Annotated in this window: 21 protein-coding genes and 1 riboswitch; of the genes, 16 read left to right on the plus strand and 5 right to left on the minus strand. The window is 62.6% G+C overall.

What is annotated here, in order from left to right:
- Position 1 precedes the first annotated feature (1 nt).
- The gene (locus tag BFN67_RS13485; protein ID WP_425349783.1) at positions 2-736 is read right to left on the minus strand and encodes a hypothetical protein; all 735 of its coding nucleotides are present in this window, start codon (positions 734-736) and stop codon (positions 2-4) included.
- A gap of 545 nt (positions 737-1,281) precedes the next feature.
- Between BFN67_RS13485 and glmM the strand changes: the two genes are divergently transcribed.
- The 6 genes from glmM to BFN67_RS13515 all read left to right on the plus strand — a co-directional run bounded on the left by glmM (position 1,282) and on the right by BFN67_RS13515 (position 9,001).
- Positions 1,282-2,637, plus strand: coding sequence for a phosphoglucosamine mutase (gene glmM / locus BFN67_RS13490; RefSeq protein ID WP_080920085.1), 1,356 nt, complete (start codon positions 1,282-1,284; stop codon positions 2,635-2,637).
- A 218-nt stretch (positions 2,638-2,855) separates the two neighbouring features.
- Complete coding sequence (locus BFN67_RS13495) at positions 2,856-3,698, plus strand: outer membrane protein (RefSeq protein WP_080920117.1); 843 nt, start codon at positions 2,856-2,858, stop codon at positions 3,696-3,698.
- A 186-nt stretch (positions 3,699-3,884) separates the two neighbouring features.
- Positions 3,885-4,631 (plus strand): outer membrane protein, encoded by a 747-nt coding sequence (locus BFN67_RS13500; protein WP_080920118.1) that lies wholly within the window; start codon positions 3,885-3,887, stop codon positions 4,629-4,631.
- Between the two features lie 179 nt (positions 4,632-4,810).
- Complete coding sequence (locus tag BFN67_RS13505; RefSeq protein ID WP_080920086.1) at positions 4,811-5,986, plus strand: phosphoserine transaminase; 1,176 nt, start codon at positions 4,811-4,813, stop codon at positions 5,984-5,986.
- Positions 5,987-6,112: 126 nt separating this feature from the next.
- Positions 6,113-7,711, plus strand: a complete 1,599-nt coding sequence (gene serA / locus BFN67_RS13510; RefSeq protein ID WP_080920087.1) for a phosphoglycerate dehydrogenase — start codon at positions 6,113-6,115, stop codon at positions 7,709-7,711.
- Between the two features lie 129 nt (positions 7,712-7,840).
- Positions 7,841-9,001 carry a fumarylacetoacetate hydrolase family protein gene (locus BFN67_RS13515; protein ID WP_080920088.1) on the plus strand — a complete coding sequence of 387 codons (1,161 nt, stop codon included), beginning with the start codon at positions 7,841-7,843 and terminating at the stop codon, positions 8,999-9,001.
- On the opposite strand, the gene BFN67_RS13520 is transcribed toward BFN67_RS13515, so the two are convergent.
- Positions 8,993-9,901, minus strand: a complete 909-nt coding sequence (locus BFN67_RS13520; RefSeq protein WP_080920089.1) for a DMT family transporter — start codon at positions 9,899-9,901, stop codon at positions 8,993-8,995. The genes BFN67_RS13515 and BFN67_RS13520 overlap by 9 nt on opposite strands.
- Positions 9,902-10,114: 213 nt before the next feature.
- Here BFN67_RS13520 and BFN67_RS13525 point away from each other — a divergent pair, with 213 nt between their 5' ends.
- From BFN67_RS13525 to BFN67_RS13535, 3 genes are all read left to right on the plus strand, one after another.
- Complete coding sequence (locus BFN67_RS13525) at positions 10,115-11,413, plus strand: adenylosuccinate synthase (protein WP_080920090.1); 1,299 nt, start codon at positions 10,115-10,117, stop codon at positions 11,411-11,413.
- A 71-nt stretch (positions 11,414-11,484) separates the two neighbouring features.
- A complete protein-coding gene (locus tag BFN67_RS13530; protein ID WP_245295260.1) occupies positions 11,485-13,155 on the plus strand; it encodes a pentapeptide repeat-containing protein in 1,671 nt (556 codons plus the stop codon).
- A 57-nt stretch (positions 13,156-13,212) separates the two neighbouring features.
- Positions 13,213-13,863 carry a LysE family translocator gene (locus BFN67_RS13535; RefSeq protein ID WP_080920091.1) on the plus strand — a complete coding sequence of 217 codons (651 nt, stop codon included), beginning with the start codon at positions 13,213-13,215 and terminating at the stop codon, positions 13,861-13,863.
- A gap of 12 nt (positions 13,864-13,875) precedes the next feature.
- On the opposite strand, the gene BFN67_RS13540 is transcribed toward BFN67_RS13535, so the two are convergent.
- Together BFN67_RS13540 and BFN67_RS13545 are read right to left on the minus strand one after the other, a co-directional pair.
- Positions 13,876-15,693, minus strand: coding sequence for an ABC-F family ATP-binding cassette domain-containing protein (locus tag BFN67_RS13540; protein WP_080920092.1), 1,818 nt, complete (start codon positions 15,691-15,693; stop codon positions 13,876-13,878).
- Between the two features lie 97 nt (positions 15,694-15,790).
- The gene (locus BFN67_RS13545; protein ID WP_080920093.1) at positions 15,791-16,426 is read right to left on the minus strand and encodes a thiamine diphosphokinase; all 636 of its coding nucleotides are present in this window, start codon (positions 16,424-16,426) and stop codon (positions 15,791-15,793) included.
- A gap of 78 nt (positions 16,427-16,504) precedes the next feature.
- Positions 16,505-16,616: riboswitch (TPP riboswitch) on the plus strand.
- A 43-nt stretch (positions 16,617-16,659) separates the two neighbouring features.
- Here BFN67_RS13545 and thiB point away from each other — a divergent pair.
- From thiB to BFN67_RS13565, 4 genes are all read left to right on the plus strand, one after another.
- Positions 16,660-17,658, plus strand: a complete 999-nt coding sequence (gene thiB / locus BFN67_RS13550) for a thiamine ABC transporter substrate binding subunit (protein ID WP_080920094.1) — start codon at positions 16,660-16,662, stop codon at positions 17,656-17,658.
- A 2-nt stretch (positions 17,659-17,660) separates the two neighbouring features.
- Positions 17,661-19,286 carry a thiamine/thiamine pyrophosphate ABC transporter permease gene (thiP, locus tag BFN67_RS13555; RefSeq protein WP_080920095.1) on the plus strand — a complete coding sequence of 542 codons (1,626 nt, stop codon included), beginning with the start codon at positions 17,661-17,663 and terminating at the stop codon, positions 19,284-19,286.
- Positions 19,283-20,047: a thiamine ABC transporter ATP-binding protein gene (thiQ, locus tag BFN67_RS13560; protein WP_080920096.1), complete on the plus strand. Its 765-nt coding sequence runs from the start codon at positions 19,283-19,285 to the stop codon at positions 20,045-20,047. The genes thiP and thiQ overlap by 4 nt, the downstream gene beginning before the upstream one ends.
- Positions 20,048-20,213: 166 nt before the next feature.
- A complete protein-coding gene (locus BFN67_RS13565; RefSeq protein WP_080920097.1) occupies positions 20,214-21,683 on the plus strand; it encodes a M48 family metalloprotease in 1,470 nt (489 codons plus the stop codon).
- A gap of 12 nt (positions 21,684-21,695) precedes the next feature.
- Here BFN67_RS13565 and BFN67_RS13570 read toward each other — a convergent pair whose 3' ends face one another.
- Positions 21,696-22,553, minus strand: coding sequence for an RNA polymerase factor sigma-32 (locus BFN67_RS13570; RefSeq protein WP_080920098.1), 858 nt, complete (start codon positions 22,551-22,553; stop codon positions 21,696-21,698).
- A gap of 324 nt (positions 22,554-22,877) precedes the next feature.
- Here BFN67_RS13570 and BFN67_RS13575 point away from each other — a divergent pair, with 324 nt between their 5' ends.
- From BFN67_RS13575 to BFN67_RS13585, 3 genes are all read left to right on the plus strand, one after another.
- The gene (locus BFN67_RS13575) at positions 22,878-23,651 is read left to right on the plus strand and encodes an amino acid ABC transporter substrate-binding protein (RefSeq protein WP_080920119.1); all 774 of its coding nucleotides are present in this window, start codon (positions 22,878-22,880) and stop codon (positions 23,649-23,651) included.
- Between the two features lie 136 nt (positions 23,652-23,787).
- The gene (locus BFN67_RS13580) at positions 23,788-24,468 is read left to right on the plus strand and encodes an amino acid ABC transporter permease (RefSeq protein WP_080920099.1); all 681 of its coding nucleotides are present in this window, start codon (positions 23,788-23,790) and stop codon (positions 24,466-24,468) included.
- Positions 24,465-25,229, plus strand: coding sequence for an amino acid ABC transporter ATP-binding protein (locus BFN67_RS13585; protein ID WP_080920100.1), 765 nt, complete (start codon positions 24,465-24,467; stop codon positions 25,227-25,229). The genes BFN67_RS13580 and BFN67_RS13585 overlap by 4 nt, the downstream gene beginning before the upstream one ends.
- Positions 25,230-25,286 lie beyond the last annotated feature (57 nt).

Here is a 25,286-nt window from a genome sequence, read left to right on the forward strand (position 1 = left end):
ATCAGCCGTTCTTCAGGCGGGCATTGCACAGGCTGTAGAAGCCGCCGCCCTTCTGAATCCACCTGAGACCGCCCAGCGTATCGTCGTCCTTGTTGGCATAATATTGGTCGAGGCAGGTGTGCATGCGAGCCTTGCCGGGCGACTCGGACTTGTATTTCTGCGAGACGGCGGTCGGGAATTTCACGCCGCGCGGTGCCCTGGCGGTCGGCTTGGCCGGCTCGCCGTCATATCTGGCTTCGCTCGCGGCCGGAACCGTATCGTCGGCGGCAGCATCGGCGCTGCACTCGGCCTTGCGGAAGTCGTTCCACTTCATGCCGTTCAGCGTGTCGGCAGCCTTGGCGGCCTGGTATTTGGCGCTGCATTCCTTCATCGAAAGGCCCTTGCCGGCATCGTTATCGGCTGCTGCCTTTTTTGTTTTCGTGGTCCTGGCGGGCTTTGCCGCGGTGTCGGCGGCATCGGCGCTGCACTCGGCCTTGCGGAAGTCGTTCCATTTCATGCCGTTCAACGTGTCGGCAGCCTTGGCGGCCTGGTATTTGGCGCTGCATTCCTTCATCGAAAGGCCCTTGCCGGCATCGTTATCGGCTGCTGCCTTTTTTGTTTTCGTGGTCCTGGCGGGCTTTGCCGCGGTGTCGGCGGCATCGGCGCTGCACTCGGCCTTGCGAAAATCGTTCCACTTCATGCCGTTCAGCGTGTCGGCAGCCTTGGCGGCCTGGTATTTGGCGCTACATTCCTTCATCGAGAGGCCGGTCCCGGCATCGTCTTCAGCTTTGGCCTTCTTCGTCTTCTTGGCGGATTTCTCGCTGTCGTCCGCCTTCGTGGTTTTCTTCCTGGATTTGCTGTCATCCTTGGCGGCGCTGGCGTCCGATCCGCATTCCGCCTTGCGGAACTGGTTCCAGGTCTTTCCGTCCAGAGTGCCGGCCTCCTTGGCGGCGTTATACTTGGTGCTGCACTCGGCCATGCTGAGCGCACTGGCAGGTGACGCCAGAAGCAGGCCGACGATCGCAACCCCGGTCAAGGTAGCCAATTTGTGGATGAGCATAGCGTTTCTCCATCTTGCCGCTCACGACGTCCCTGACAAAGACATATCGCGCAATGAGCGGTTGCGCCAGATGCAACGATTCACGGTGCGATGCCATTGATAATCGAGCGGCGGTCGTGACGGTTAACAGCGGCAGAACGATTTTCTAAGGATTCGTGACACAAGATCATACAATGTGATACCGGAAGTTGACTCGGCTGTGGCATGAGATCAGTCGGCCAATCGCAAAGGACAGCCAGTAAATGCCAGGACGTTATTTCGGTACCGATGGTATCAGGGGGCGGGCCAACAAGTTTCCAATGACGGCGGAAATCGCCATGCGTGTCGGCATGGCCGCCGGTCTCTCTTTCCAGCGAGGCAGTCACAGGCATCGCGTCGTGCTCGGCAAGGATACGCGTCTTTCAGGCTACATGATCGAGAATGCGCTGGTGGCGGGCCTGTGCGCGGCGGGCATGGACGTTTTCCTGCTCGGCCCGATCCCGACGCCTGCGGTGGCCATGCTGGTGCGTTCGCTGCGCGCCGATATCGGCGTCATGATCTCAGCTTCGCACAATCCATACCATGACAACGGCATCAAGCTGTTCGGGCCGGACGGCTACAAACTGTCCGACGAGATCGAACAGCGCATCGAGGCCATGCTCGACGACAGTATCGAGATGACGCTTGCCGACTCTGATCGGCTGGGCCGTGCCAAGCGCGTCGATGGCGTGCATGACCGCTATATCGAATTCGCCAAGCGCACTTTGCCGCGTTCCATGTCGTTGTCGGGCCTGAGGATCGTCATCGATTGCGCCAACGGCGCGGCCTACAAGGTGGCTCCGGCAGCTCTCTGGGAGTTGGGCGCCGAGGTGTTTTCCATTAATGACGAGCCGGACGGCTTCAACATCAACAAGGAATGCGGCTCAACCCATCCCGTCAGCCTGCAGGCCAAGGTGCATGAGGTGCGCGCCGATATCGGCATCGCGCTTGACGGCGATGCCGACCGGGTCGTGATCGTCGATGAGAAGGGCGAGATCGTCGATGGCGACCAGATCATGGCGATGATCGCCGAGGCCTGGCACCAGAGCGGGCGGCTGGCCGGCGGCGGCGTGGTTTCCACCGTCATGTCTAATCTCGGGCTTGAGCGCTTCCTCAGCGGGCTCGACCTGCAACTGCACCGCACCCGTGTCGGCGACCGTTATGTCGTCGAGCATATGCGTGCGCACGGCCTCAATGTCGGCGGCGAGCAGTCCGGCCACATCGTGCTGTCGGATTTCTCAACCACCGGCGACGGTCTGGTCGCGGCCTTGCAGGTGCTGGCTTGCGTCAAGCGCCAGAACCGCCCGGTCAGCGAGGTGCTGAAGAAATTCGAACCGGTTCCGCAATTGTTGAAGAATGTGCAGGTTTCCGAAGGCAAGCCGCTGGAGCAGGCGCCGGTGAAAGCCGCGATCGAGGACGCGCACCACCGGTTGGGTAAATCCGGACGCCTGGTGATCCGGCCTTCCGGCACCGAGCCATTGATCCGCGTGATGGCGGAAGGCGACGATCCCAAGCTGGTCGAGACCGTGGTCGACGATCTGATCACCGTGATTTCGGAAGCGCATCACGCTGCTGCCTGAATGGCTGGTGGGAGGAATTCGATTTCCACACCTCACATCAAGGCAGCCGCAGCGGCTTTTCATGGCCGGTGCAGGCAGGGCCAAATGATTAGAATTCTTTAGATTCTTGGTTAAGCGACAGGGTTAAACCGGCTTTAACCTTTGCAGTTCATTATCCACGCCGAAATCAAGCGTTTCGGGGGCACATGCTTGCGCATCCCGAGGGCCAGGGGTGAATGATGTTCAATCTTGCAAGAAAAGCATTCCTTACCGGTATTGTCGCCACTTTCGCGGTCCCTGCCTTCGCGGCCGACCTTGCCTTGCCGCCGCCGGTCATCGAACAGCCGCCGATCTATGAAGCGCCGGCGCCTGATTATGGCGGCTGGTATATCCGCGGCGATATCGATTATCACAAGCCGAGCTGGCGCGGCGCGGATTACATCACCTACGGGCCGGGCACCAACAGCTTCACGTCGGGGAAGCTCAAGGGCGCATTCTCGCTCGGAGCCGGTGTCGGCTACCAGATCAACAATCATTTTCGCGCCGACCTGACCGCCGACTACTGGTTCAAGTCCGACTTCGAGGGCCACACCGTAGGCAGCGGCTGCGGCGGCGTTCCCGGCACATGTACGTCCAACGATTCAAGCAGCATGTCGGCCTGGCTGTTGCTGGCCAACGCCTATGTCGATCTCGGCACCTGGCATGGATTCACGCCCTATGTGGGCGCGGGCATCGGTGGCGCGCACATCAAGTGGGATACGTTGCACAACAGCGATACGTCCGGTGACTATTACCACAAGGGCGCGAAAGGCTGGCGCTTTGCCTATGCGCTCATGGCCGGCACCTCCTATTGCCTGACCGATCGCGCCAAGCTGGACGTCGGCTATCGCTTCTCCCACATCGAGGGCGGGCGCATGTTCGAGGAATCGGGTGTCGGCGTTGGCCCCGGCTTCGACGACGGCTTCAATGTGCATGAGGTACGTGCTGGTCTGCGCTACAGCTTCGGCGGGCCCGCCAATGGCTGTTACGAACCGGTGCAGGTGGTTTACGAGCCGCAGCCCGAGCCGCTCTACACCAAATAGTTTCGCACCCGCAGAGGTGTCGACCGAAAGCCGCCCTGCCGATGTCGGGCGGCTTTTTCATATGTGCGCGAAAAAACGCGCAAGGATTCGTTATCCTTAACCGCCACTTAACCACTATGGTTAACAATGCTTTCCCATGCGGGCCCGATGGTTGTGTCGCGGTTCCGGAGGCGGGAGCACATCGATATGAAACATCAATTGCGCGGCGTGCTGGCGCTTGCCGCACTCGGCACTTTGGCCTCCATGCCGGCGCCGGCCGCCGACTATGAGCCGCCGTTGGTCCTGGACGAGGCGCCGGAATATGTGCCGGTCGAAGTCGGTTCAGGCTGGTATCTGCGCGGCGACATAGCCTATCTGCCGGCCGACAGCTATCGCGATATCGATTTCAGTTCCGCCGGGACGAGCGTCTCGCAACGCGAGCGGCCGGTATTTGCCAGTGTCGGTTTCGGTTATCATTTTACCGATTATCTGAGGGCTGACGTCAATATCGGCTTCCTTCCCGGAAACGAGGCGAACATCACGACAAGCGGTCCGGCCGGCACGGGCTTTGCCGATTTCGACAATCGAGGCGCAACGGCGATGGTCAACGGCTATATCGACCTTGGCACCTATGTCGGCATCACCCCTTATGTCGGGGCGGGTATCGGCGTATTCCAGAACCGGTACAGCTACAATGTCGGTTACGACGATCTCACGCCGGCCAACGCCGACATATCCGCTTCCGGCCGCAAGACGCAGTACTCGTTCGCCTATTCGCTCAATGCCGGTCTTGCCTATCAGATTTCGAGGAATCTGGCGCTGGATATCGGCTACCAATATCTGTCGGCACCCGATGCCGAATATATCAGCTTCGACGGCCCCTCTGCCTATTCGATCGACAAGGGCGTCGACAGCCATCAGATCAAGGTCGGGCTGCGCTACGATCTCTGGTAGGCGCTAGATTCGGGTAACATCGCGGCGGCAGGCTCCCTGCCTGCCGTTTTCACTTCCGCAACAGATGTTCCATTCGCGACAGAAACTTTCGTCTTGACGGCGGCAGCGCCGAGGCTTATCGCCGTCCGTGGGCCACCCTTCCCCAACGAAGGGCTTACTATCTGGAAGGATAGACCACGATGACGATACAATCCAAGCCGGACCTGCGTCCGGCCAATCCCCGTTTTTCTTCAGGTCCCTGCGCGAAGCGCCCCGGCTGGTCGGTCGAGGCGCTGAAGGATGCCGCGCTCGGTCGTTCGCATCGCGCCAAGCTTGGCAAGAGCAAGCTCGAACAGGCGGTCGATCTCACCCGCGAGGTGTTGCAGGTGCCGGCCAGCCATCGCATCGGCATCGTGCCGGCGTCGGATACCGGCGCCGTCGAGATGGCGCTGTGGTCGCTGCTCGGCGCGCGCGGCGTCGATATGCTGGCTTGGGAAAGCTTTGGCGCCGGCTGGATCACCGACGTGGTCAAGCAGCTCAAGCTTGCCGATGTGCGTCGCATCGAAGCGCCTTATGGCGAACTGCCGGATCTCTCGACCATCGATTTCGACCGCGACGTGGTCTTCACCTGGAACGGCACCACGTCCGGCGTGCGCGTGCCGAATGCCGACTTCATCCCGGCGGCGCGCAGCGGCCTGACCATTTGCGACGCGACCTCCGCAGCCTTCGCGCAGCGGCTGGATTTCGAAAAGCTCGATGTCGTTACCTTTTCCTGGCAGAAATCGCTCGGCGGCGAGGGTGCGCACGGCATGCTGATCCTCAGCCCGCGCGCCGTCGAGCGGCTGGAGACCTACACGCCGGCCTGGCCGCTGCCGAAAATCTTCCGGCTGACCAAGGGTGGCAAGCTGATCGAGGGCATTTTCAGGGGCGAGACGATCAATACGCCGTCCATGCTGGCGGTGGAGGATTATCTCGATGCGCTCAACTGGGCGAAGTCCATCGGCGGCCTCGACGCGCTGATAGGCCGCGCCGATGCCAATGCCGCCGTCATTGACCGTTTCGTACAGAGCTCCGCTTGGCTGGATCATCTGGCCGTCGATCCCGCGACGCGGTCCAACACGTCGGTGTGCCTGTCGATTGTCGATCCGCAGATCGCTGCGCTCGATGAGGCCGGGCAGGCGGCTTTTGCCAAAGGGTTGGCGGCGATGCTCGACAAGGAAGGCGTGGCCTACGACATCGGCCATTACCGTGACGCGCCGCCCGGCCTGCGCATCTGGTGCGGGGCGACGGTCGAGACATCCGATATCGAGGCGCTGATGCCCTGGCTCGACTGGGCTTTCGCGCAGCAGAAGGCATCGCTTCAGGCGGCCGCCTGATCGTTTCGTGGGTGTTTGAACCCCACTCATCCGACCTCGCTCCGCTCGCCCTCCCTCCTTCCCTTGTGGAAGAAGTTGGCGCCAGAGGCGACGAATGGAGGTCAGCAACCTGACAGGATTGAAAAAATGCCCCGCGTACTCGTTTCCGACAAACTTTCCCCCACCGCCGTGCAGATCTTCAAGGATCGCGGCGTTGAGGTCGATTACCTTCCCGATCTTGGCAAGGACAAGGAAAAGCTCCTCGCAGTCATCGGCCAGTATGACGGCCTCGCTATCCGCTCCGCGACCAAGGTCACGGAAAAGCTGATCGCCGCCGCGACCAACCTCAAGGTTGTCGGCCGGGCCGGCATAGGCGTCGACAATGTCGATATTCCGGCGGCCAGTCGCCGTGGCATCATCGTGATGAACACGCCCTTCGGCAATTCCATCACCACCGCCGAACATGCCATCGCGCTTTTGTTCGCGGTTGCCCGCCAGATCCCGGAAGCGAATGCTTCCACCCAGGCCGGCAAGTGGGAGAAGAACCGCTTCATGGGTGTCGAGATCACCGGCAAGACGCTGGGCGTGATCGGCTGCGGCAATATCGGCTCCATCGTGGCCATGCGCGCCGTCGGCCTGAGGATGCATGTCGTTGCCTTCGATCCGTTCCTGTCGGAGGACCGTGCATCCGAGTTGGGGGTCGAAAAGGTGGAACTCGACGAATTGTTCGCCCGCGCAGACTTCATCACACTGCACACGCCGCTGACCGACAAGACGCGCAACATCATCAATGCCGGCTCGATTGCGAAGATGAAGGATGGCGTGCGCATCATCAATTGCGCGCGTGGAGGGCTTATCGTTGAAGCCGACCTGGTCGCCGCCCTGAAAAGCGGCAAGGTGGCGGGCGCCGGCATCGACGTGTTCGAAGTCGAGCCGGCGACGGATAACGCGCTGTTCGGCATGGACAATGTCGTCACAACGCCGCATCTCGGCGCTTCCACTTCCGAAGCGCAGGAGAACGTGGCGCTACAGGTTGCCGAGCAGATGTCGGATTATCTCATCAAGGGGGCGATCTCCAATGCCATCAACATGCCTTCGATCACCGCTGAGGAAGCGCCACGCCTGAAGCCTTTCATCAAGCTGGCCGAAGTGCTTGGCGCCTTTGTCGGCCAGGTTACCGAAGATCCCATCAAGGAGGTGGAAATCCTGTTCGACGGCGCGACCGCCACGATGAACACGCGCGCATTGATCAGCGCGGCGCTCGCAGGATTGATCCGTCCGCAGGTGTCCGACGTCAACATGGTGTCGGCGCCGATCATGGTGAAGGAGCGCGGCATTATCGTCGCCGAGGTGAAGCGTGACAAATCGGGCGTCTTCGACGGCTACATCAAGCTGACGGTGAAAACCGAGAGGCGGACACGCACGATTGCCGGCACCTGCTTTTCCGATCACAAGCCGCGCTTCATCCAGATCAAGGGCATCAATCTCGACGCGGAAGTCGGCCAGCACATGCTCTATACCACAAACGCCGATGCGCCGGGCATTATCGGCCTGCTCGGCTCGGTCTGCGGTGAGAACGGCGTCAACATCGCCAATTTCGCGCTTGGCCGCGATCGACCGGGCGGCAACGCCATCGCGCTGCTTTATCTCGATGCGCCGTTTCCCGAGGACGTGCTTGCCAAGCTGCGCGCGCATCCCACCATTGCGTCGGCAAAGCCATTGCAGTTCGACGTCAACGGCTACTAAGGGCGCGTAAATCTGCATGACGGTCAAAGGCGCCGGGCAACCGGCGCCTTGCGGAACTCCGTGGCTTGACCGGTGGTGATGCAAAGTGTTGCTTACCCCGCGGCCAGACAATTGAGCAAAGAGCGAACCATGACCGATCACGCATTTCCATTTCCTGCTAACGGCACTTTTCTTGGCCGCGCTTTTGCCCAGGGCTGGGCGCACCCGGCTGTCGTGACGGTACGCGACGGGGCGGTTTTCGACATCACGTCGAAGAATGCGCCCACTTCACGCGATATCTGCGAGATGGACGATCCGGCGGCCTATGTCGTCAATGCCAACGGAAAGCCGCTCGGCGCGCTTGCCGACATCCTGGCCAACAGCATGGCGACCAGCCGTGATCCGGCAAAGCCGTATCTGCTCTCGCCTGTCGATCTGCAGGCGGTGAAGGCGTCGGGCGTCACCTTCGTCGTTTCGCTGCTGGAGCGCGTCATCGAGGAGCAGGCGCGCGGTTCCGCCGAGAAGGCAGACCTGATCCGCACCGACATTGCCAATTTGATCGGTCATGATTTGTCGAAGCTGAAACCCGGTTCCGACGAGGCCGCCGAGGTCAAGGCGCGGTTGATCGCACGGGACGTGTGGTCGCAATATCTGGAGGTCGGCATCGGCCCGGATGCTGAAATCTTCTCCAAATGCCAGCCGATGGCTTCGGTCGGCTATGGCGCCGATGTCGGCCTGCACCCGGTTTCGACATGGAACAATCCCGAGCCGGAAATCGCCGTGGTGGCCTCAAGCAAGGGCAGCATCGTGGGTGCTACCCTCGGCAACGACGTCAACCTGCGCGATGTCGAGGGCCGCTCCGCTCTGTTGCTCGGCAAGGCCAAGGACAACAATGCGTCGGCCTCGCTCGGCCCGTTCATCCGGCTTTTCGACAGTGCCTTTGCATTGGACGATGTGAAGAAAGCCGTGGTGCGACTGAAGGTGGAAGGCGAGGACGGTTTCGTGCTCGAGGGGCAAAGTTCGATGGCCGAGATCAGCCGCTCGCCGGAAGATCTCGTGGCTGCGGCGCTCGGGGCGCATCATCAATATCCTGACGGCATGGTGCTTTATCTCGGCACCATGTTTGCCCCGGTCAAGGATCGTGGCGAGACCGGCAAGGGCTTTACCCACAAGGTCGGCGATATCGTCACCATAGCGTCGGAGACGCTGGGCGCGCTGGTCAACCGCGTGCGGCTGTCGCCGGATTGCCCGCACTGGACCTATGGCGCCAGCCATCTGATGCGCGATCTGGCAAAGGCCGGGTTACTTTAAATCTGCTTCCGCGCGGGCCATGCGGCGACCGCTGGTTTCCGCCAGCCAGATGCCGCCCATCACCAGAACCAGTGCGAGGCCCTGATAGAACTGAAACTGCTCGCCGATGATGAGGACGGAAAGCAGCGTGCCGAAGATCGGCACCAGATTGATGAACAGGCCGGCGCGGTTAGCGCCGATCAGTTCGTTGCCCCGTATATAGAGCACTTGCGACACGACCGAGACGCCGAGGCCGATATAAAGTGCAAGCATCCAGCCGGTCGCGTCCGGCATCATCGCCTCACCGGCGGCGATCTCCCATGCCAGGAAGGGTAGCGACGTGACCAGAGCCGCCAGCGACAGCGCGGTGATCAGGCTTTGCCAATGCAGCCTGGGTTTCATGCGCAGGACGACGGAATAGCCGCTGTAAAGCAGGACGGCGATCAGCATGATCGCGTCGCCGAAATTCACTTGCAGCTTCAGCAATTGACGGGGATCGCCATGGCTTGCGGTCAGGAGCACGCCGAAGATTGTCACACACACGCCGACAAGCTGCATCCAGCTTGCGCGCATGCGAAAGAACAGGAAATTGATGGCGATGATGAGGATCGGCATGCCTGCTTGTTCGATGGAGACGTTGATTGCCGTCGTGTAGTGCAGGGCGGTGTAGAAGATGACGTTGAACAAGGTGAAGCCGCCGGTGCCGAGAATGGCGAGCAGCAGCCAGTGCCGGCGCAGCACCGGCCAATCCTCGCGCAATTGCCGCCAGCCCAGCGGCAGCATGACCAGCACGGCGAGCGCCCAGCGCAGGAACACCACGACCATTGGCGAGACATGGCCGACGGCGAGTTTGCCGGCCACGGAATTTCCGCCCCATAACAGCGTGGTGAGCAAGAGCAGCGCATAGGCGTTTCTGTGCATGGGAAAGCTCCGGGCGGCTGCATCTATCGCGACCGCGATCAGGTATGGCCTTGCTGACGCCAAGTAAATGATGCGAAAGCCGGAAATTGTTGTGCCTCAGCCCGGTATCATGGGCAAAGAATGGTCGCGTCGCGCGGCGCATGACGTTATAGAGGCGTGTTTCGAAGTGCCGCCTGCGGCTGCACACGATTAGGGACTCGAAGGGAATCGAACATGGCCAATGTGGTGGTCGTCGGCTCGCAGTGGGGCGACGAAGGCAAGGGCAAGATCGTTGACTGGCTGTCGGAACGCGCCGACGTCGTGGTGCGTTTCCAAGGCGGCCACAATGCCGGCCACACGCTGGTCGTCGACGGCAAGACCTACAAGCTGTCGCTGTTGCCGTCCGGCGTCGTGCGCGAAGGCAAGCTGTCGATCATCGGCAATGGCGTCGTTTTCGATCCGCATGCCTTCGTCGCCGAGCTTGGCAAGCTCAAGGCGCTGGGCGTTTCCATAACACCGGATTGCCTGAAAATAGCCGAAAACACGGCGCTTATCCTGTCGCTGCATCGGGAACTGGACGGGTATCGCGAGGATGCGGCCTCCAATTCCGGCACGAAAATCGGCACGACCCGGCGCGGCATCGGCCCGGCCTATGAGGACAAGGTGGGGCGGCGCGCGATCCGGGTGATGGATTTGGCGGATTTGGAAACCCTTCCTTCGAAGGTCGACAGGCTGTTGACGCACCACAATGCGCTGCGCCGCGGGCTTGGCCATGACGAGGTGACGCACGAGGCGATCATGCAGGAGCTGACCTCGGTAGCCGACCAGATCCTGCCCTATATGGATCGCGTCTGGAGGGTGCTCGACGATCGCCGCCGCGCTGGCGAGCGCATTCTGTTCGAGGGCGCGCAGGGCACGTTGCTCGATATCGATCACGGCACCTATCCTTTCGTCACCTCGTCCAACACCGTGGCCGGGCAGGCTGCCGCCGGTTCCGGCGTCGGTCCGGGCGCCATCGATTATGTGCTCGGCATCACCAAGGCCTACACCACGCGCGTTGGCGAAGGCCCGTTCCCGACCGAGCAGACCGGCGAGGTGGGCGACTTCCTGGGCACGCGCGGCCGTGAGTTCGGTGTCGTCACCGGGCGCAAGCGCCGGTGCGGCTGGTTCGACGCGGTGCTGGTGAGACAGGCTGTTGCAGTCAACGGCATCAAGGGCATTGCGCTGACCAAGCTCGACGTCCTGGACGGGCTGGACGAGATCAAGGTCTGCACCGGCTACCGGCTCGACGGCGAGACGATCGACTATCTCCCCGCAAGCCAAGGCGCACAGGCGCGTGTGGAGCCGATCTATGAGACGCTGCAGGGGTGGCAGGACACCACGGCAGGCGCGCGAAGCTGGAACGAACTGCCGGCGCAGGCGGTCAAATATGTTCGGCATATCGAGGAATTGATCGGCGCGCCGGTCGCGCTGCTTTCCACCAGCCCGGAGCGGGATGACACGATACTTGTGACCGATCCGTTCCAAGATTAGGTTTCGAGGCTGTTCGGGCACTGTGCCGAATCGCAGCGGCCCGGAAAGCGCAGATACAGGTCGATTGAAGCATGGCAGATTTCGTAGCGGTTCTGAAAAAGACACTGGATGGTCTCGGAGAAACCACATCGCAGACGCGCGCCAGGGTCTATGACAAGGCTCGCTCGACCATCGAGGCCAAGCTCGCGGCGATCAGCCCGACGCCGCCGCAAGCTGTAGCGGATCGTCAGCGCCGCGCGTTGGAGGACGCCATCGCGACGGTCGAGAAAGGCTATGAGAAACCGAAGCCGATGTCGGAGGCTTCCGATCCGCTGGCCGAACTGGAAAGCATCTTTTCCTCGATCGACCGCAACCGCACGCAGCCCAATCACGTTCGGCCAACAGCCAAGGCGACTGCATCGGCACAGCCTGGCGAAGCCGCGACGCCACAGGAATGGCCTGCTGTTGAGCCTGTTGCACACGAGCCAAAGGCCGAGCCCGGTTCTGCCTCGAACGGTTCCCCGCCAAAGGTGGCCGCGACATCTGAGCGGCCGGCGGACCCGGTGCCAGCCTCTCCAGCCGTGCCAGTGCCTCCGACCATGGAAACGGATGACGCCGAGGAGACCTTTCCCGGCATCGAGGAGGACCACGGCTATCCCGCGGATGTCGATGAGGAAAGGTCCCGGCGCCGGCTTGGCGGGCTGATCGCCGCTCTGGTTGCGCTGGTGGTGATCGCTGGCGGCGGCTATGCCGCCTGGCTCAACAAGGATGTCGTGACGGGACTGTTTGACAAGGGCGACGACACGGTCGCGGTTCAACCGGTGAAGGAAGAGCCGACGAAGCCGGTGGCGGGCCAGGACACGCCGACCAAGACACCTGACACGAATAGCGGCGAGACGGAGAGCCCGCAGAAATTCACCCAGCGCCTGCTGCCTGACGGCAAGGAGGTCGATCCGGGCCCTGCCACCGCGCCCGCGACCATCGGCGAAGGATCGTCGGTGGTGGCCTTGACCACGCCTCCGTCCGGAACGCCTACCCAACCGCCGGTTTCCGGCGGTGAGCCGGCGACGCCACCGGCCGGCAATGCCAATCAGCCGGCGGTCGCCGTCGGCCAGAAGGCGATCTATTACGAGGAACGCACCAATGCCGCGGAGGGCTCGGCGGAGTCCGGCACCGTCGTGTGGTCGCTGGTGCAGGAATCGCCGGGCGGCGACGCGCCGCCGGAGCCGGCGATTCGCGGCGAGGCGACAATTCCCGGCAAGAATGTGCAGTTGCGCATCACCATCCGCCGCAACACCGACAAGACTTTGCCGGCCAGCCATATTATCGAGATGATTTTCCTGACGCCGGACGGTTTCGAGGGCGGCAGCATCGACAATGTGCTGCGCATCGCCATGAAGCGCACCGAGCAGGATGCGGGCAATCCGCTGCTCGGTATTCCGGCCAAGATCGCCGACGGCTATTTCCTGGTGGCGCTTAACGACACCAAGGCCGACGAGGCGACCAATCTCGCCCTGCTGCGCAATCAGGAATGGATCGACATTCCGGTTATCTACAAATCGGGCCGCCGCGCATTGCTGACCATGGAAAAGGGCATTCCCGGCGACAAGGTATTCGACGAGGCGCTTAAAGCTTGGGAGAGCGAGGCTGAAACCACCGATACGGGCGGTGCCGATACAGGCGACGGCAGTGCCGCGGATACCAACACCGGGAATGGCAATACCGGAGACGCGCAGACCGGAAACGGGGAGGCCGCGCAATAACGCTTCTTCCTATCTAAGGCGATTGGTCTAAGTCGGAGTCATTAAGGAAGCCATCCCATGGATATCGTTATTCCCGGCGCCACCAATCTTGGCCTGTTCGTCGTCGCCGCACTGGTTTTGCTCGTGGTTCCCGGCCCGGCGGTGCTCTATATCGTGGCGCGGTCGGTGGCGCAGGGGCGCACCGCCGGCTTCGTTTCCGATGTCGGCATTCATTCCGCTACGCTCATCCATGTAGCGGCAGCGGCGCTTGGCCTGTCGGCACTGCTTGCCTCGTCGGCAATCGCTTTCTCGATCGTCAAATATGCCGGGGCGGCCTATCTGATCTGGCTCGGCCTGAAGAAGATTTTCGGCCGCGCTGAAGATGTGGACATGGAGATCGGCATGAAGAGCCGCAGCTATGCGCGGCTTTATCGCGACGGGTTCATCGTCAATCTGCTCAATCCGAAGACGGCGCTGTTCTTCCTTGCCTTCCTGCCGCAATTCGTTCAGGTCGAGCGCGGGCACATCGCCATGCAGATCGCATTTCTCGGCCTGTTGTTCACGCTGCTCGGTTTCGTCAGCGATGGCTGCTATGCGTTCGCCGCCAGCGTGCTCGGCAATCGCTTGCGCCAAAGCCGTTCCTATCTGCGCTTCGAGCGTTATGTCAGCGGCGCATTGTTCATCGGGCTCGGCCTGAGCGCCGCGTTTGCCGGCAACCACCGGAAATAGAGCGGTTCCGGCTTACGTTTCAAGTTCCTCGCGCAGCATCTCAAGCTCCAGCCATTCCTCCTCAAACGCTGCCAGCGTGGTGCGCTCCTTGTCGAGGGCGGCGATGGTTTTCTGAAAACCGACCGGATCGCGCTCATAATAGGCAGGATCGGCAATGGCGTCTTCCAGTCTTGCGATTGATGCGGTGACCGCCTCGATCTTCTTCGGCAAATTGTCCAGCGCGAACTGTTGCTTGAAGGACAATTTCTTCGCCGGCGCCTTGGGGGCATCGGCCGGTCGCGTTTCGGCTGTCGGCATAGCGTCCGTTGCTTTTGCGCGCGCCTTTCGCTCGTCCAGCCGCTTGCCGCCGCGTTGCGCCAGCATGTCGGAGTAGCCGCCGGCATACTCGGTCCAGTTGCCATTGCCTTCCGGCGCGACGATGCTGGTGACGGTGCGGTCGAGAAAGTCACGGTCGTGGCTGACCAGAAGCACGGTGCCGGCAAAGCCGGCGACCAGTTCCTGAAGCAGGTCCAGTGTTTCCATGTCGAGATCGTTGGTTGGCTCGTCCAGAACCAGAAGATTGGCCGGCCGGGACAGGACGCGCGCCAGAAGCAATCGCGCGCGTTCGCCACCGGAAAGCTCGCGCACCGGCGTGCGCGCCTGTTCCGGCTTGAACAGGAAGTCTTTCATATAGGACACGACATGGCGCTGTTCGCCATTGACGACGAGGTTTTCGCCACGTCCGTCGGTAAGGTAGTGCGCCAGCGTTTCGTTCGGATCGGCCGCCTCGCGCTTCTGGTCGAGCGTGGCGATCTCCAGATTGACGCCGAGGCGGACGGTGCCGCTATCGGGCGCAAGCGTTCCGGTCAGCATCTTGAGCAGTGTCGTCTTGCCCGCGCCGTTTGGACCGACCAGCCCGACCCGGTCTCCGCGCTGGATGCGGGTGGAGAAATTGCCGACCACGGCAAGATCGCCGAAGCTCTTGGCGATGTTTTTGGCCTCGATCACCAGCTTGCCGGATTCGGTGGCCTCGCTGGCGACCAGGACGGCGCTGCCCTCCGCACCGCGATGGCTGCGATGGCGCTGGCGCAAGGTCTGCAATTCGCCGAGGCGGCGCATATTGCGCTTGCGGCGTGCCGTCACGCCGTAACGCAGCCAATGCTCCTCGCGCACGATCTGGCGGCCGAGTTTGTGCTGCTCGCGCTCTTCCTCTTCCAACACCTGGTCACGCCACGCCTCGAAATGCGCGAACCCCTTGTCCAGCCGGCGGGTGCGGCCGCGGTCCAGCCAGACGGTGGCGCGGCTGATGCGTTCAAGGAAGCGGCGGTCGTGCGAGATGACGATCAGAGCGGAAGACGTGCGGACAAGTTCCTCCTCCAGCCATTCGATGACCGACAGGTCGAGATGGTTTGTCGGCTCGTCGAGCAGCAATATATCAGGTTCCGGCGCCATGACGCGGGCTAGCGCTGCGCGCCGCGCTTCGCCGCCGGAAAGGTCGGCCGGATGTTCCTCGCCGGTCAGGCCCAGATGCTCCATGAGATAGGTGGCGCGGTGCGGGTCGTCGGCAGGGCCAAGTCCCGCTTCGACATAGGCACGGACAGTTGGAAAACCTTCGAGGTCCGGCATTTGCGGCAGATAGCGCACCGTGGCGGAAGGCTGGCGAAACACTTCGCCGTCCTGCGCCTCGACCAGCCCCGCCGCGATCTTGAGCAGCGTAGATTTGCCGGAGCCGTTGCGCCCGACCAGCGCGATCTTGTCGCCGGGGCCGGCAGCGATTTCGGCGCCGTCCAGCAGTGGTGTGCCACCGAAGGTCAGCTTGATGCCATCGAGATTAAGGAGCGGTGGAGCCATGTCAGTCGCGTCTCACGGTGGGCTTGTTGAGGCCAGGGGATTGAACGATGACTGATATATCATATGATATATCAGGAAGAGCAGCCATGATCGGCGCTCATGGCTGCGGGTGGGCGATCAGCATGGCGCGGCCTTTTTCCAGTGCTATATGCAGTCGCCCGCGAACCTCGTTGGAAATGGTCAGCGAGGAGCCGAAGGCGACGTCGACGCGAGTGAGAGGCCATTTGGCCCCTTCAACAGTAAGGCTGGACAGGTCGGAAAAGCCGAGCACCGAAAACAGCGTGCCGCTCTCATAATCGAAGCCCGAAGCCGGTCCCGGCAGCAGCGGGACACCTTCCTGCGCGCCGCTGGAGAGCAGGGTCGGAAATCCGCCCTCGGCCAGCCGCAGCGCCAGTGTCAGGTGCAGAAAGGCATGGTCGGCGCGCGGCCCGCCGAACGCACCGACAAGGATGAGTTCGGTTGCGCCCTGCCGCATGGCTATGTCGACGGCGAGTTCTCCGTCGGTCTTGTCCTTTTCGCGCGGAAAGGTTTCGGTGGGCACGGCCTGAAGCGCCGCCGGCAGATGATCCGGCACGGAATCGAAGTCGCCGACCCATAATTCCGGTGTCAGGCCCAGGGTTGCGGCGTGGCTGATGCCGGCATCGGCGGCGATTATGCGGGTGCCCGCGATCTGGCGATCGAGGCGCGGCGTGCGCACAAGATCGCCGCCGAGCAGGATGGTGAAACGGCTCATGGGCGTGGCCTCTATCAGGCGCCGCCGCTACCGCCAAGCTTTCCCTTGCGCGCGGCCTTATCCGGGCCTATGTCTGCACTCGCTCTAACGGGGTGCCGGACGCTGCTTGCGAACCGGCTGAGAGGCGAAACGCCAACCCGCTGAACCTGATCCGGCTTGTACCGGCGGAGGGATTAGATGCTTCGGAACCCCGGCGCTTCAACTCCCTTGTTTAACTGACGAAGGAGGCGCCGATGCGCTCGCTGCTGTTTGCCCTTGTTTCCGCCGCCGTGCTGGCTGTCGTCGCGCCTGCCTCGGCCAAGGACAAGCTCACCATCTATACCTATGAAAGCTTCACCGCCGACTGGGGGCCAGGTCCGGTGGTGAAGAAGAATTTCGAGGCCGAATGCGGTTGCGAGGTCGATTTCGTTTCAGTGGCGGATGGCGTGGCGCTGTTGAACCGGCTGAAGCTGGAAGGTGGCTCCACAAAGGCCGATCTGGTGCTCGGCCTCGACACCAACCTGACGGCGGAAGCCAAGGCTACAGGGCTGTTTGCGCCGCACGGACCGGTCTCAAACGTCGATGTGCCGGGCGGCTGGAGCGACGACACTTTCGTGCCTTACGACTACGGCTATTTTGCCGTGGTCTATGATACCGAGAGCCTGAAAGAGCCGCCGAAAAGCCTGAAGGATCTGGTCGAGGGCGATCCGAACCAGAAGATCGTCATCGAAGATCCGCGCACCTCCACGCCCGGCCTCGGCCTGGTTCTGTGGATGAAGTCCGTCTATGGCGACAAGGCGGCCGAGGCCTGGAGCAAATTGAAGGGCCGGGTGCTGACGGTGACGCCGGGCTGGAGCGAGGCCTATGGCCTGTTCACCAAGGGCGAGGCGCCGATGGTGCTGTCCTACACCACCTCGCCGGCCTATCACATGATCGAGGACAAGACCGACCGCTATCAGGCGGCTTCCTTTGCCGAGGGTCATTATCTGCAGATCGAGGTGGCAGGCATGACCAGGCACGGCGCCGAGAACCCGCTGGCACAGGAATTTCTCGCCTTCATGACCGGCCCCGGCTTTCAGGATGCGGTGCCCGAAACCCAGTGGATGTATCCCGCCGGCAAGATGGATAAGCCGCTCGATCCGGTCTTCGACAGGTTGGTGGAACCGGCGAAGACGCTGATCTTCAGCTCCGACGACGTGGCGGCAAACCGCAAGGCCTGGGTGGACGAATGGCTCGGCGTGATGAGCAAATAGCAATGACGCGGCCGGGCGCGCCTGCCGATATCCGCATCTTTGCCGGTCTTGCCGCGCTTGCCTTCATTGCCGTCCTGGTCTGCGGGGCATTGGCCGGTCTGGCCGTGGAAGGCGCCGGCGATCTGTCCGGTGCGCTCTCGGCCTTCGATCCCTATCTGCTGAGAGTGGCGCGCTTCACGCTATGGCAGGCGGCGCTTTCGACGCTTCTATCGGTACTGCCGGCGCTTTTCTTGGCGCGTGCGCTGTCGCGTCATCCGGTCTTTCCGGGGCGCGGCTTCATCCTGCAGCTTTTTGCCGTGCCGCTGGCGCTGCCGGCGATCGTGGTGGCGCTCGGCGTATTGGCGCTGCTTGGCCGTGCCGGGTTCATGGCGGATGCGCTCGGCAAACTCGCCGGTGGCACATGGCCGGGCATTTACGGACTGTCGGGCATTCTCGTTGCCCATGTCTTCTTCAACCTGCCGCTTGCCGCGCGGCTGTTCCTCGAAGCCTTGCAGACGGTGCCGTCGGATCAATGGCGGCTGGCGAGCCAGCTCGGCATGGGCGCACGCGCCGGCTTCCGGCTGATCGAATGGCCGGCGCTGCGCCAGGCATTGCCCGGCGTCGCCGGTCTGGTCTTCATGCTGTGCGTGACCTCCTTCACCATCGTGCTGACTTTGGGCGGCGGCCCGGCCGCCTCGACGCTGGAAGTGGCGATCTATCAGGCGCTGCGCTTCGATTTCGATCCGGCGCGCGCGGTGGCGCTGACCCTGTTGCAGATCGGGCTTACCGTTCTCGTCGTGTCGGTTCTGGCCTGGCTGGGCGCCAATACCAGCGGCGACGCCAATCTTCAGGTGGCGCCACCGCGTCGCTATCTGGCCGCGGGCGGCGCGGAAACCGCTATCAACGCGGGTTTGATCGTGCTGGCGCTGGCGTTTGTCGCCGGGCCGATGGTGGCGATCGTCGCGGCCGGCTTGCAGGCCGATCTGGGGAGGCTTGCGGGTGAGGCGGCCGTGCAGCGTGCTGCCGCCACCAGCATCGTTCTCGCCTTCGTGTCGGCGTTCATCTCGGCACTGTTGTCGCTGGCGCTGGTCGCAGCGCGGCGCGCGCTTTCGTCAAGACGTCGAGGCGGCAGGAAGCGGCTTTTCGAGCATGCCGTGGAAACCGGCGCCGGCTTCGTACTGGTGGTGCCGCCCATCGTCATCGGCGCCGGCTGGTTCCTTGTCCTGCGCCATTTCGGCGATCTATTCGCCGTCGCACCTGCCATGGTGGCGGCGGTCAATGCGGTGATGGCCATGCCGTTTGCGGTGCGGGCGGTTCGCCCCGCCTATGATGCCGCCAGCGAACGGCATGACCTGCTGTGCGCACAACTCGGCGTTTCGGGCTGGAACAGATTCACTCTGATCGACTGGCCGGTGCTCAGACGGCCGCTCGCGACCGCCTTTGCCTTCGCCATGGCGCTATCGCTAGGCGATCTTGGGGTAATCGCGCTGTTCGGCAGCGATTCGGTGCAGACGCTGCCCTATCTTCTGCTGGCCCGCATGGGCAGCTACCGCACGCAGGATGCCGCCGGGCTGGCGCTGCTGCTCGGGCTGGTGTGCCTGGCTCTGGTGCTTGCCGCCGACCGGCTGGGAAGGGAACGCCGCACATGAACGATAGGACGCAGAACGGCGTTTCAGTGCGGTTGGAAAACGTTGCCTTCAGCTATGGCGAGGCGCGTTTTGTCTTCGATGCCGAATTTCGGGCCGGCGCGATCACCGCTGTGATGGGCGCCAGCGGCTCCGGCAAATCGACGCTGCTCAATCTTGTCGCCGGTTTCGAGTCGCCGCAGGCCGGTCGCGTGCGGATCGGCGGCGAGGACGTGACCGCACTGCCGGCTTCCATGCGGCCGGTTTCGATGGTGTTTCAGGAAAACAACCTGTTTGCGCATCTCAGCGTCGAGGCCAATGTCGGGCTCGGCCGTTCGCCTTCGCTGCGGCTTGCCGCGCAGGACCGTGAGAGGGTGGAGGCGGCGCTGGCGCGTACCGGGCTTGCGGGCAAGGGTAAGCGGCTGCCGCGCGAGCTTTCCGGCGGCGAACGCCAACGCGTCGCCCTGGCTCGTGTGCTGGTGCGCGAGCGGCCGGTGCTTTTGCTCGACGAACCGTTTGCCTCGCTCGGGCCGGCGCTGCGCGACGACATGCTGGATCTGGTGGCGCGGCTACAGGCCGAAAGGTGCATGACCGTGCTTTTCGTGACACACCAGCCCGACGACGCGCGCCGCATCGCCGATCATGTGGTTTTTATCGAAGGCGGCAAAGTGGCGGCAAGCGGCGCGGCTGCCGGCTTTTTTGCCGACGATGGGCCGGACGTCTTTCGCCGCTATGCCGGTACGAACGGTCGTGAATCACGCCATGTTGCCCGCAAGCCGACATAATTTACGGCCACAGGCAGGTGCTTGACCGAATGGCTTGCTTGCCTTGCCGGGTTGCGTATGGCTAGGTCCGCTCCATATAGGCTCGCGGATGCGTGATTTGCGTCAGGCGATTGCGCCGAAACCGGAAAGGAAAGCGAACCTGTCGGGTATCGTTAATTGTGCGTGGATGAACAGGCTGGTGCGATTCTTCGCGCCGGTAGGTTTTGTCGTGGCTTTGGCCAGTTGCCAGGCGGTCACGCCGACGGATGTGCAGGAAAGCGGTTTTCAGCCGTCGAACCGGCCCGTCACGGTGGATAACGTCACCGCCAACAACAAGCTGGCCGAACTGGCGAGGGCACAGCACCCGCGCATCCTGGCGACCTATGGCGGCGAATATTCCGATCCGAAGCTGGAGCGCATGGTCGCCAAGGTCGTCGGCAACCTGACTACGGTTTCCGCCAATCCGACACAGACCTATCGCATCACCATTCTCAATTCGCCCAATGTCAACGCTTTCGCGCTGCCCGGCGGTTATCTCTACATCACGCGCGGTTTGCTGGCGCTGGCCAACGATTCGGCCGAACTCGCCGCCGTCATCGCGCATGAGATGGGCCATGTGACGGCCAATCACGGCCTGCAGCGCCAGCGGCTCGAGGCCGAGGAGGGGCTGGCCTCGAAGGTGGTCTCCGACGTGCTCGGCGACAGCCAGACCGCCAAGGTGGCGCTGATCAAGGGCAAGCTCAGGCTCGCCCAGTTCTCGCGCAACCAGGAACTGGAAGCCGACGCCATCGGCATCAAATCGGTCGGCGAGGCGGGCTACGATCCCTATGCGGCATCGCGTTTCCTGCAATCCATGTCGGCCTATACCGATTTCCGCTCGGTCAGCGGCGCCCATGACGCCAGCCTGGATTTCCTCGCCACCCATCCAAATACGCCGCAGCGCATAGAACTTGCCCAGCGCCATGCGCGCGCATTCGGGCCGCCGGGTGTCGGCAGACGCGATCGCGACGCCTATCTCGCCGGCATAGACGGGCTGCTCTACGGCGACTCACCGGACGAGGGCTATGTGCGCGGCGACACTTTCCTGCATCCACGCCTTGGCATCAGTTTCTCGGTGCCGAAGGGCTTCGTCATCGACAATTCGGCCGCTGCCGTCACCGCGACCGGGCCGGGCGACATGGCCGTGCGCTTCGACGGCGTTTCGATCGACAAGGGCACCGCGCTGACGGATTATATTCGCAGCGGCTGGGTGGCCGGGCTCGATGATGCCAGTGTGCGGCAAGCGACCGTCAACGGCAATGAAGCGGCGACGGCGCGCGCCCAGGCCGACGGCTGGCGCTTCGACGTCACCGTGATCCGCGCCAATGGTCAGGTCTATCGGCTGCTGACGGCGGCGCCGGCCGCAAGTGCTGCGCTGGATGGCGTTGCGAACTCGGTGAGCGGCTCCTTTCATGTGTTGAGCGCGGCAGAGAAGGCGGCCCTGAAGCCGCTGCATATCCGCATCGCCACCGTGGGAACGGGGCAGACGATGGGTACGCTGGCTGCCCAGATGGTCGGCGTGGACCGCAAGCTCGACCTGTTCCGTGTGCTCAACGCATTGGCGCCGGGCGCTACGGTATCGACCGGCGAAAAGGTCAAGATCATTACCGACAGGTAGCGGCTGGTTCAGTCAGGCGGCCAGAAGTTCGGGGTGCTGCTTGACCAGCGCCACCTTCAGCTTTTCCATGGCACGAACCTCGATCTGGCGCACGCGTTCCTTGGATATGCCGAGCGCATTGCCCAATTCCTCGAGCGTGGCGCCCTCATCGGTCAGACGGCGTTCCTCGATGATCCTCAGTTCACGTCCGTTGAGAGCGTCAAGTGCGGCTCTCAGCCATTCGGTGCGGCGCTCGACATCGATGGCATCGCCGACCACCTCGTCGGGGAGCGGGTCGGTCGAAACAAGAAAATCCATGCGCTCGCCGTTGCCGCCATCTTCGGCAAGGGGCGCGTTGAGCGAACTGTCGGGTGCCGAAAGCCGCGAATCCATGCGCGCCACGTCCGATTCCGACACCCCCAGCGCCGAGGATACACGACGATAAAGCATTTCGTTGGAAAGCGGCTCGGGGCCGCTGGCGAGACGCGCGCGCAGCCGCCGCAGATTGAAGAACAGCGCCTTCTGCGCCGAACTGGTGCCGCCGCGTACGATCGACCAGTTGCGCAATATGTAGTCCTGCATGGAGGCGCGGATCCACCATGTCGCATAGGTGGAGAAGCGCACCTCACGATCAGGGTCGAAGCGGGCGGCGGCTTCCAGGAGACCGACATGGCCTTCCTGCACCAGATCGCCGACCGGCAGGCCGAAATGACGGAATTTGGCGGCCATGGCGATCACCAGCCGCATATGTGCGATGGTGATCTTGTTGAGAGCGTTCTGGTCGTGCTCTTCTTTCCACAAAAGCGCGAGGCGATGTTCCTCGTCGCGTTCGAGATAGGGCGCCGCCATAGCGGTGCGAACGAAGCTTCGGCCGGCACGATCCTGCATCATGGCATTCTCCGATCTCGGTGTTGCGATCACGTTTGGACCGAAAGCATTGAAATACTGCCGCCGTGCCCTAGACATCTGTGAACGTGACAAGGGCCGGAAGGTTCCGGCGCGCCTTGGCCAGCCAGAATAATCTGGCCGGAAAGCCGCGTTTGGGGGATATGCAAAAAAGGGGCACAAGTCTGGCGCGCGCCGCATCTTTTTGGCATGCTGTTCCATGGCATCTGGCTTTTCGAAATATTATTCCTTAATTTGCCTCAGGCCGTCTGTCAGTTTCTGCCTTTCTCAACAGCGCCGGCACGACCGGTGGAAACAGGATCGTCAAACATGAAATGGCTTCAATCGCTTATCGCCGCCGCGGCGCTTCAGGTCGTGGCGCTCGGTGCCGCGCATGCCGGCGCCAATCTCGATGAGATCAAGGCGTCGGGTGTCCTGAAGATCGGCACCGAAGGCACCTACGCGCCCTTCACCTATCATGATGCGTCGAACAAGCTGGTCGGCTTCGACGTGGAAATCGGCGAGGCGATCGCCAAGCGGCTTGGCGTCAAGCCGGAATTTCTCGAAGGCAAGTGGGACGGCCTGATCGCGGGGCTCGACTCCAAGCGTTACGATGTCGTCATCAACCAGGTCGGGATCACCCCGGAGCGGCAGAAGAAATACGCTTTCTCCGATCCCTACATCGCTTCCAAGGCGGTGCTGGTCGTGCGTGGCGACAACACCGACATCAAGAGTTTCGCCGATCTCAAGGGCAAGAAGTCGGCGCAGTCGCTGACCTCGAACTTCGCCAAGCTGGCGCAGAAGAACGGCGCTGAACTGGTCAGCACCGATGGCTTCGACCAGTCGATCCAGCTTCTGATCACCGGGCGTGCGGATGCCACCATCAATGACAGCCTGTCCTTCCTCGATTTCAAGAAGCACAAGCCGGATGCCAATGTGAAGATTGCCGCGCAGGAAGAAAATGCCGATCATTCCGGCGTCATCATGCGCAAGGGCGATCCTGAACTGGTCGCGGCCATCAACAAGGCCCTGGCCGACATCAAGGCCGACGGCACCTATCAGAAGATCGCCGACACATATTTCGGTGAAGACGTTTCGAAATAAAGGGTTGCGGCGACCGGTCGCGATCTGGGCCGACGGCTCGCCAAAAAGGCAAGACAGCCACCCTCTCACCGGCAGTTCCGGTGGGAGGGTGCTTTGCCGATAAAGTGATTTCGGCAAACAGGAAGGGGACATTTCGGTGCCGTATTGGCTGCAATTGATGGTGGATTCGCTGGGGCCGCTCTTATGGGCGGCCTTTGCCTTCACCGCTCCGCTGACGCTTCTGTCCTTCGTCTTCGGCCTCACCCTTGGCCTGGTGGTCGCCCTGATCCGGCTGTTCGGACCAAGGCCGCTGGTCGCGGTGGTGCGCTTTTATGTATGGATCTTCCGCGGCACGCCGCTTCTGGTGCAACTGTTCCTGATCTTCTACGGCCTGCCCTCTGTCGGCATTCTGCTCGATGCCTTCCCGGCGGCGTTGATAGGCTTTACGCTGAATGTCGGCGCCTACAGTTCGGAGATCGTGCGTGCCGCGATCGGCTCCGTTGCCAAGGGCCAGTGGGAAGCGGCTTATTCGATCGGCATGACATGGACGCAGGCGATGCGCCGCACCATCCTGCCGCAAGCCGCCCGCGTCGCCGTGCCGCCGCTGTCCAACACCTTCATCGCACTGGTCAAGGACACCTCGCTGGCTGCGGCCATCACCGTGCCGGAACTGTTCCAGGCGGCGCAGCGCATCGTCGCGGTGAGCTACGAGCCGCTGATCCTCTATGTGGAAGCGGCGCTGCTTTATCTGGCGATGAGTTCGGTCCTGTCGGCGCTGCAAACGCGCCTGGAGGCGAAGCTCGACCGCTATGGCGGCTTCCTGGAGGCACGCTCATGATCGCACTTACCGATATCGAGAAGCGTTTCGGCGACAATCTGGTGCTGAAGGGCGTCAGCGTCGCCATGCAGGAGGGCAGCGTCACGGCGCTGATCGGGCCGTCCGGAGGCGGCAAGAGCACGCTTTTGCGCTGCATCAACCTGCTGGAGATTCCGACCTCCGGCATCCTGCGGCTTGGCGAGGAAACGTTGCGGTTTACGCCGGGCGGGCGGGTCGCGTCGAAGGATATCCAGCTTGTGCGTCGCCAGACCGGCATGGTGTTCCAGAATTTCCAGCTTTTTCCGCATCGCACGGCGATCGAGAACGTCATGGAGGGGTTGGTCACGGTGCTGAAATGGCCGGCGGCCAAGGCGCGGGAGCGGGCAGGGGCGTTACTCGAAAAGGTCGGCATGGCGCATAAGGCCGACGCCTGGCCGGCGACGCTTTCGGGTGGACAGCAGCAGCGCGTGGCCATTGCGCGCGCGCTGGCGCCGTCGCCGCGCGTGCTTTTGTGCGACGAGCCGACCTCGGCGCTCGATCCCGAACTGGCGCAGGAGGTGGTCGATGTTCTCGGCCAGCTTGCCAGCGAGGGCACGACCATGGTGATGGCCACGCATGACCTGCGGCTTGCCTCCAAGATCGCACGCGAGGTGGTGTTTCTCGATGCCGGTTCCGTTGTCGAAAAAGGACCGGCGGCGACGATTTTCGCCAGCCCGGAGCGTGAACGTACCAAGCGCTTCATCGCCTCCTTGCGGCAGGAGCAGGCGGCGGAGGGACGATAAACAAAACCCGGCCGCGAGGACCGGGTTCTGAAAATCTCCCGATGACGGGATCGAAAG

Source organism: Manganibacter manganicus (assembly GCF_002075885.1).
In the GTDB taxonomy this organism is placed as follows: domain Bacteria; phylum Pseudomonadota; class Alphaproteobacteria; order Rhizobiales; family Rhizobiaceae; genus Mesorhizobium; species Mesorhizobium manganicum.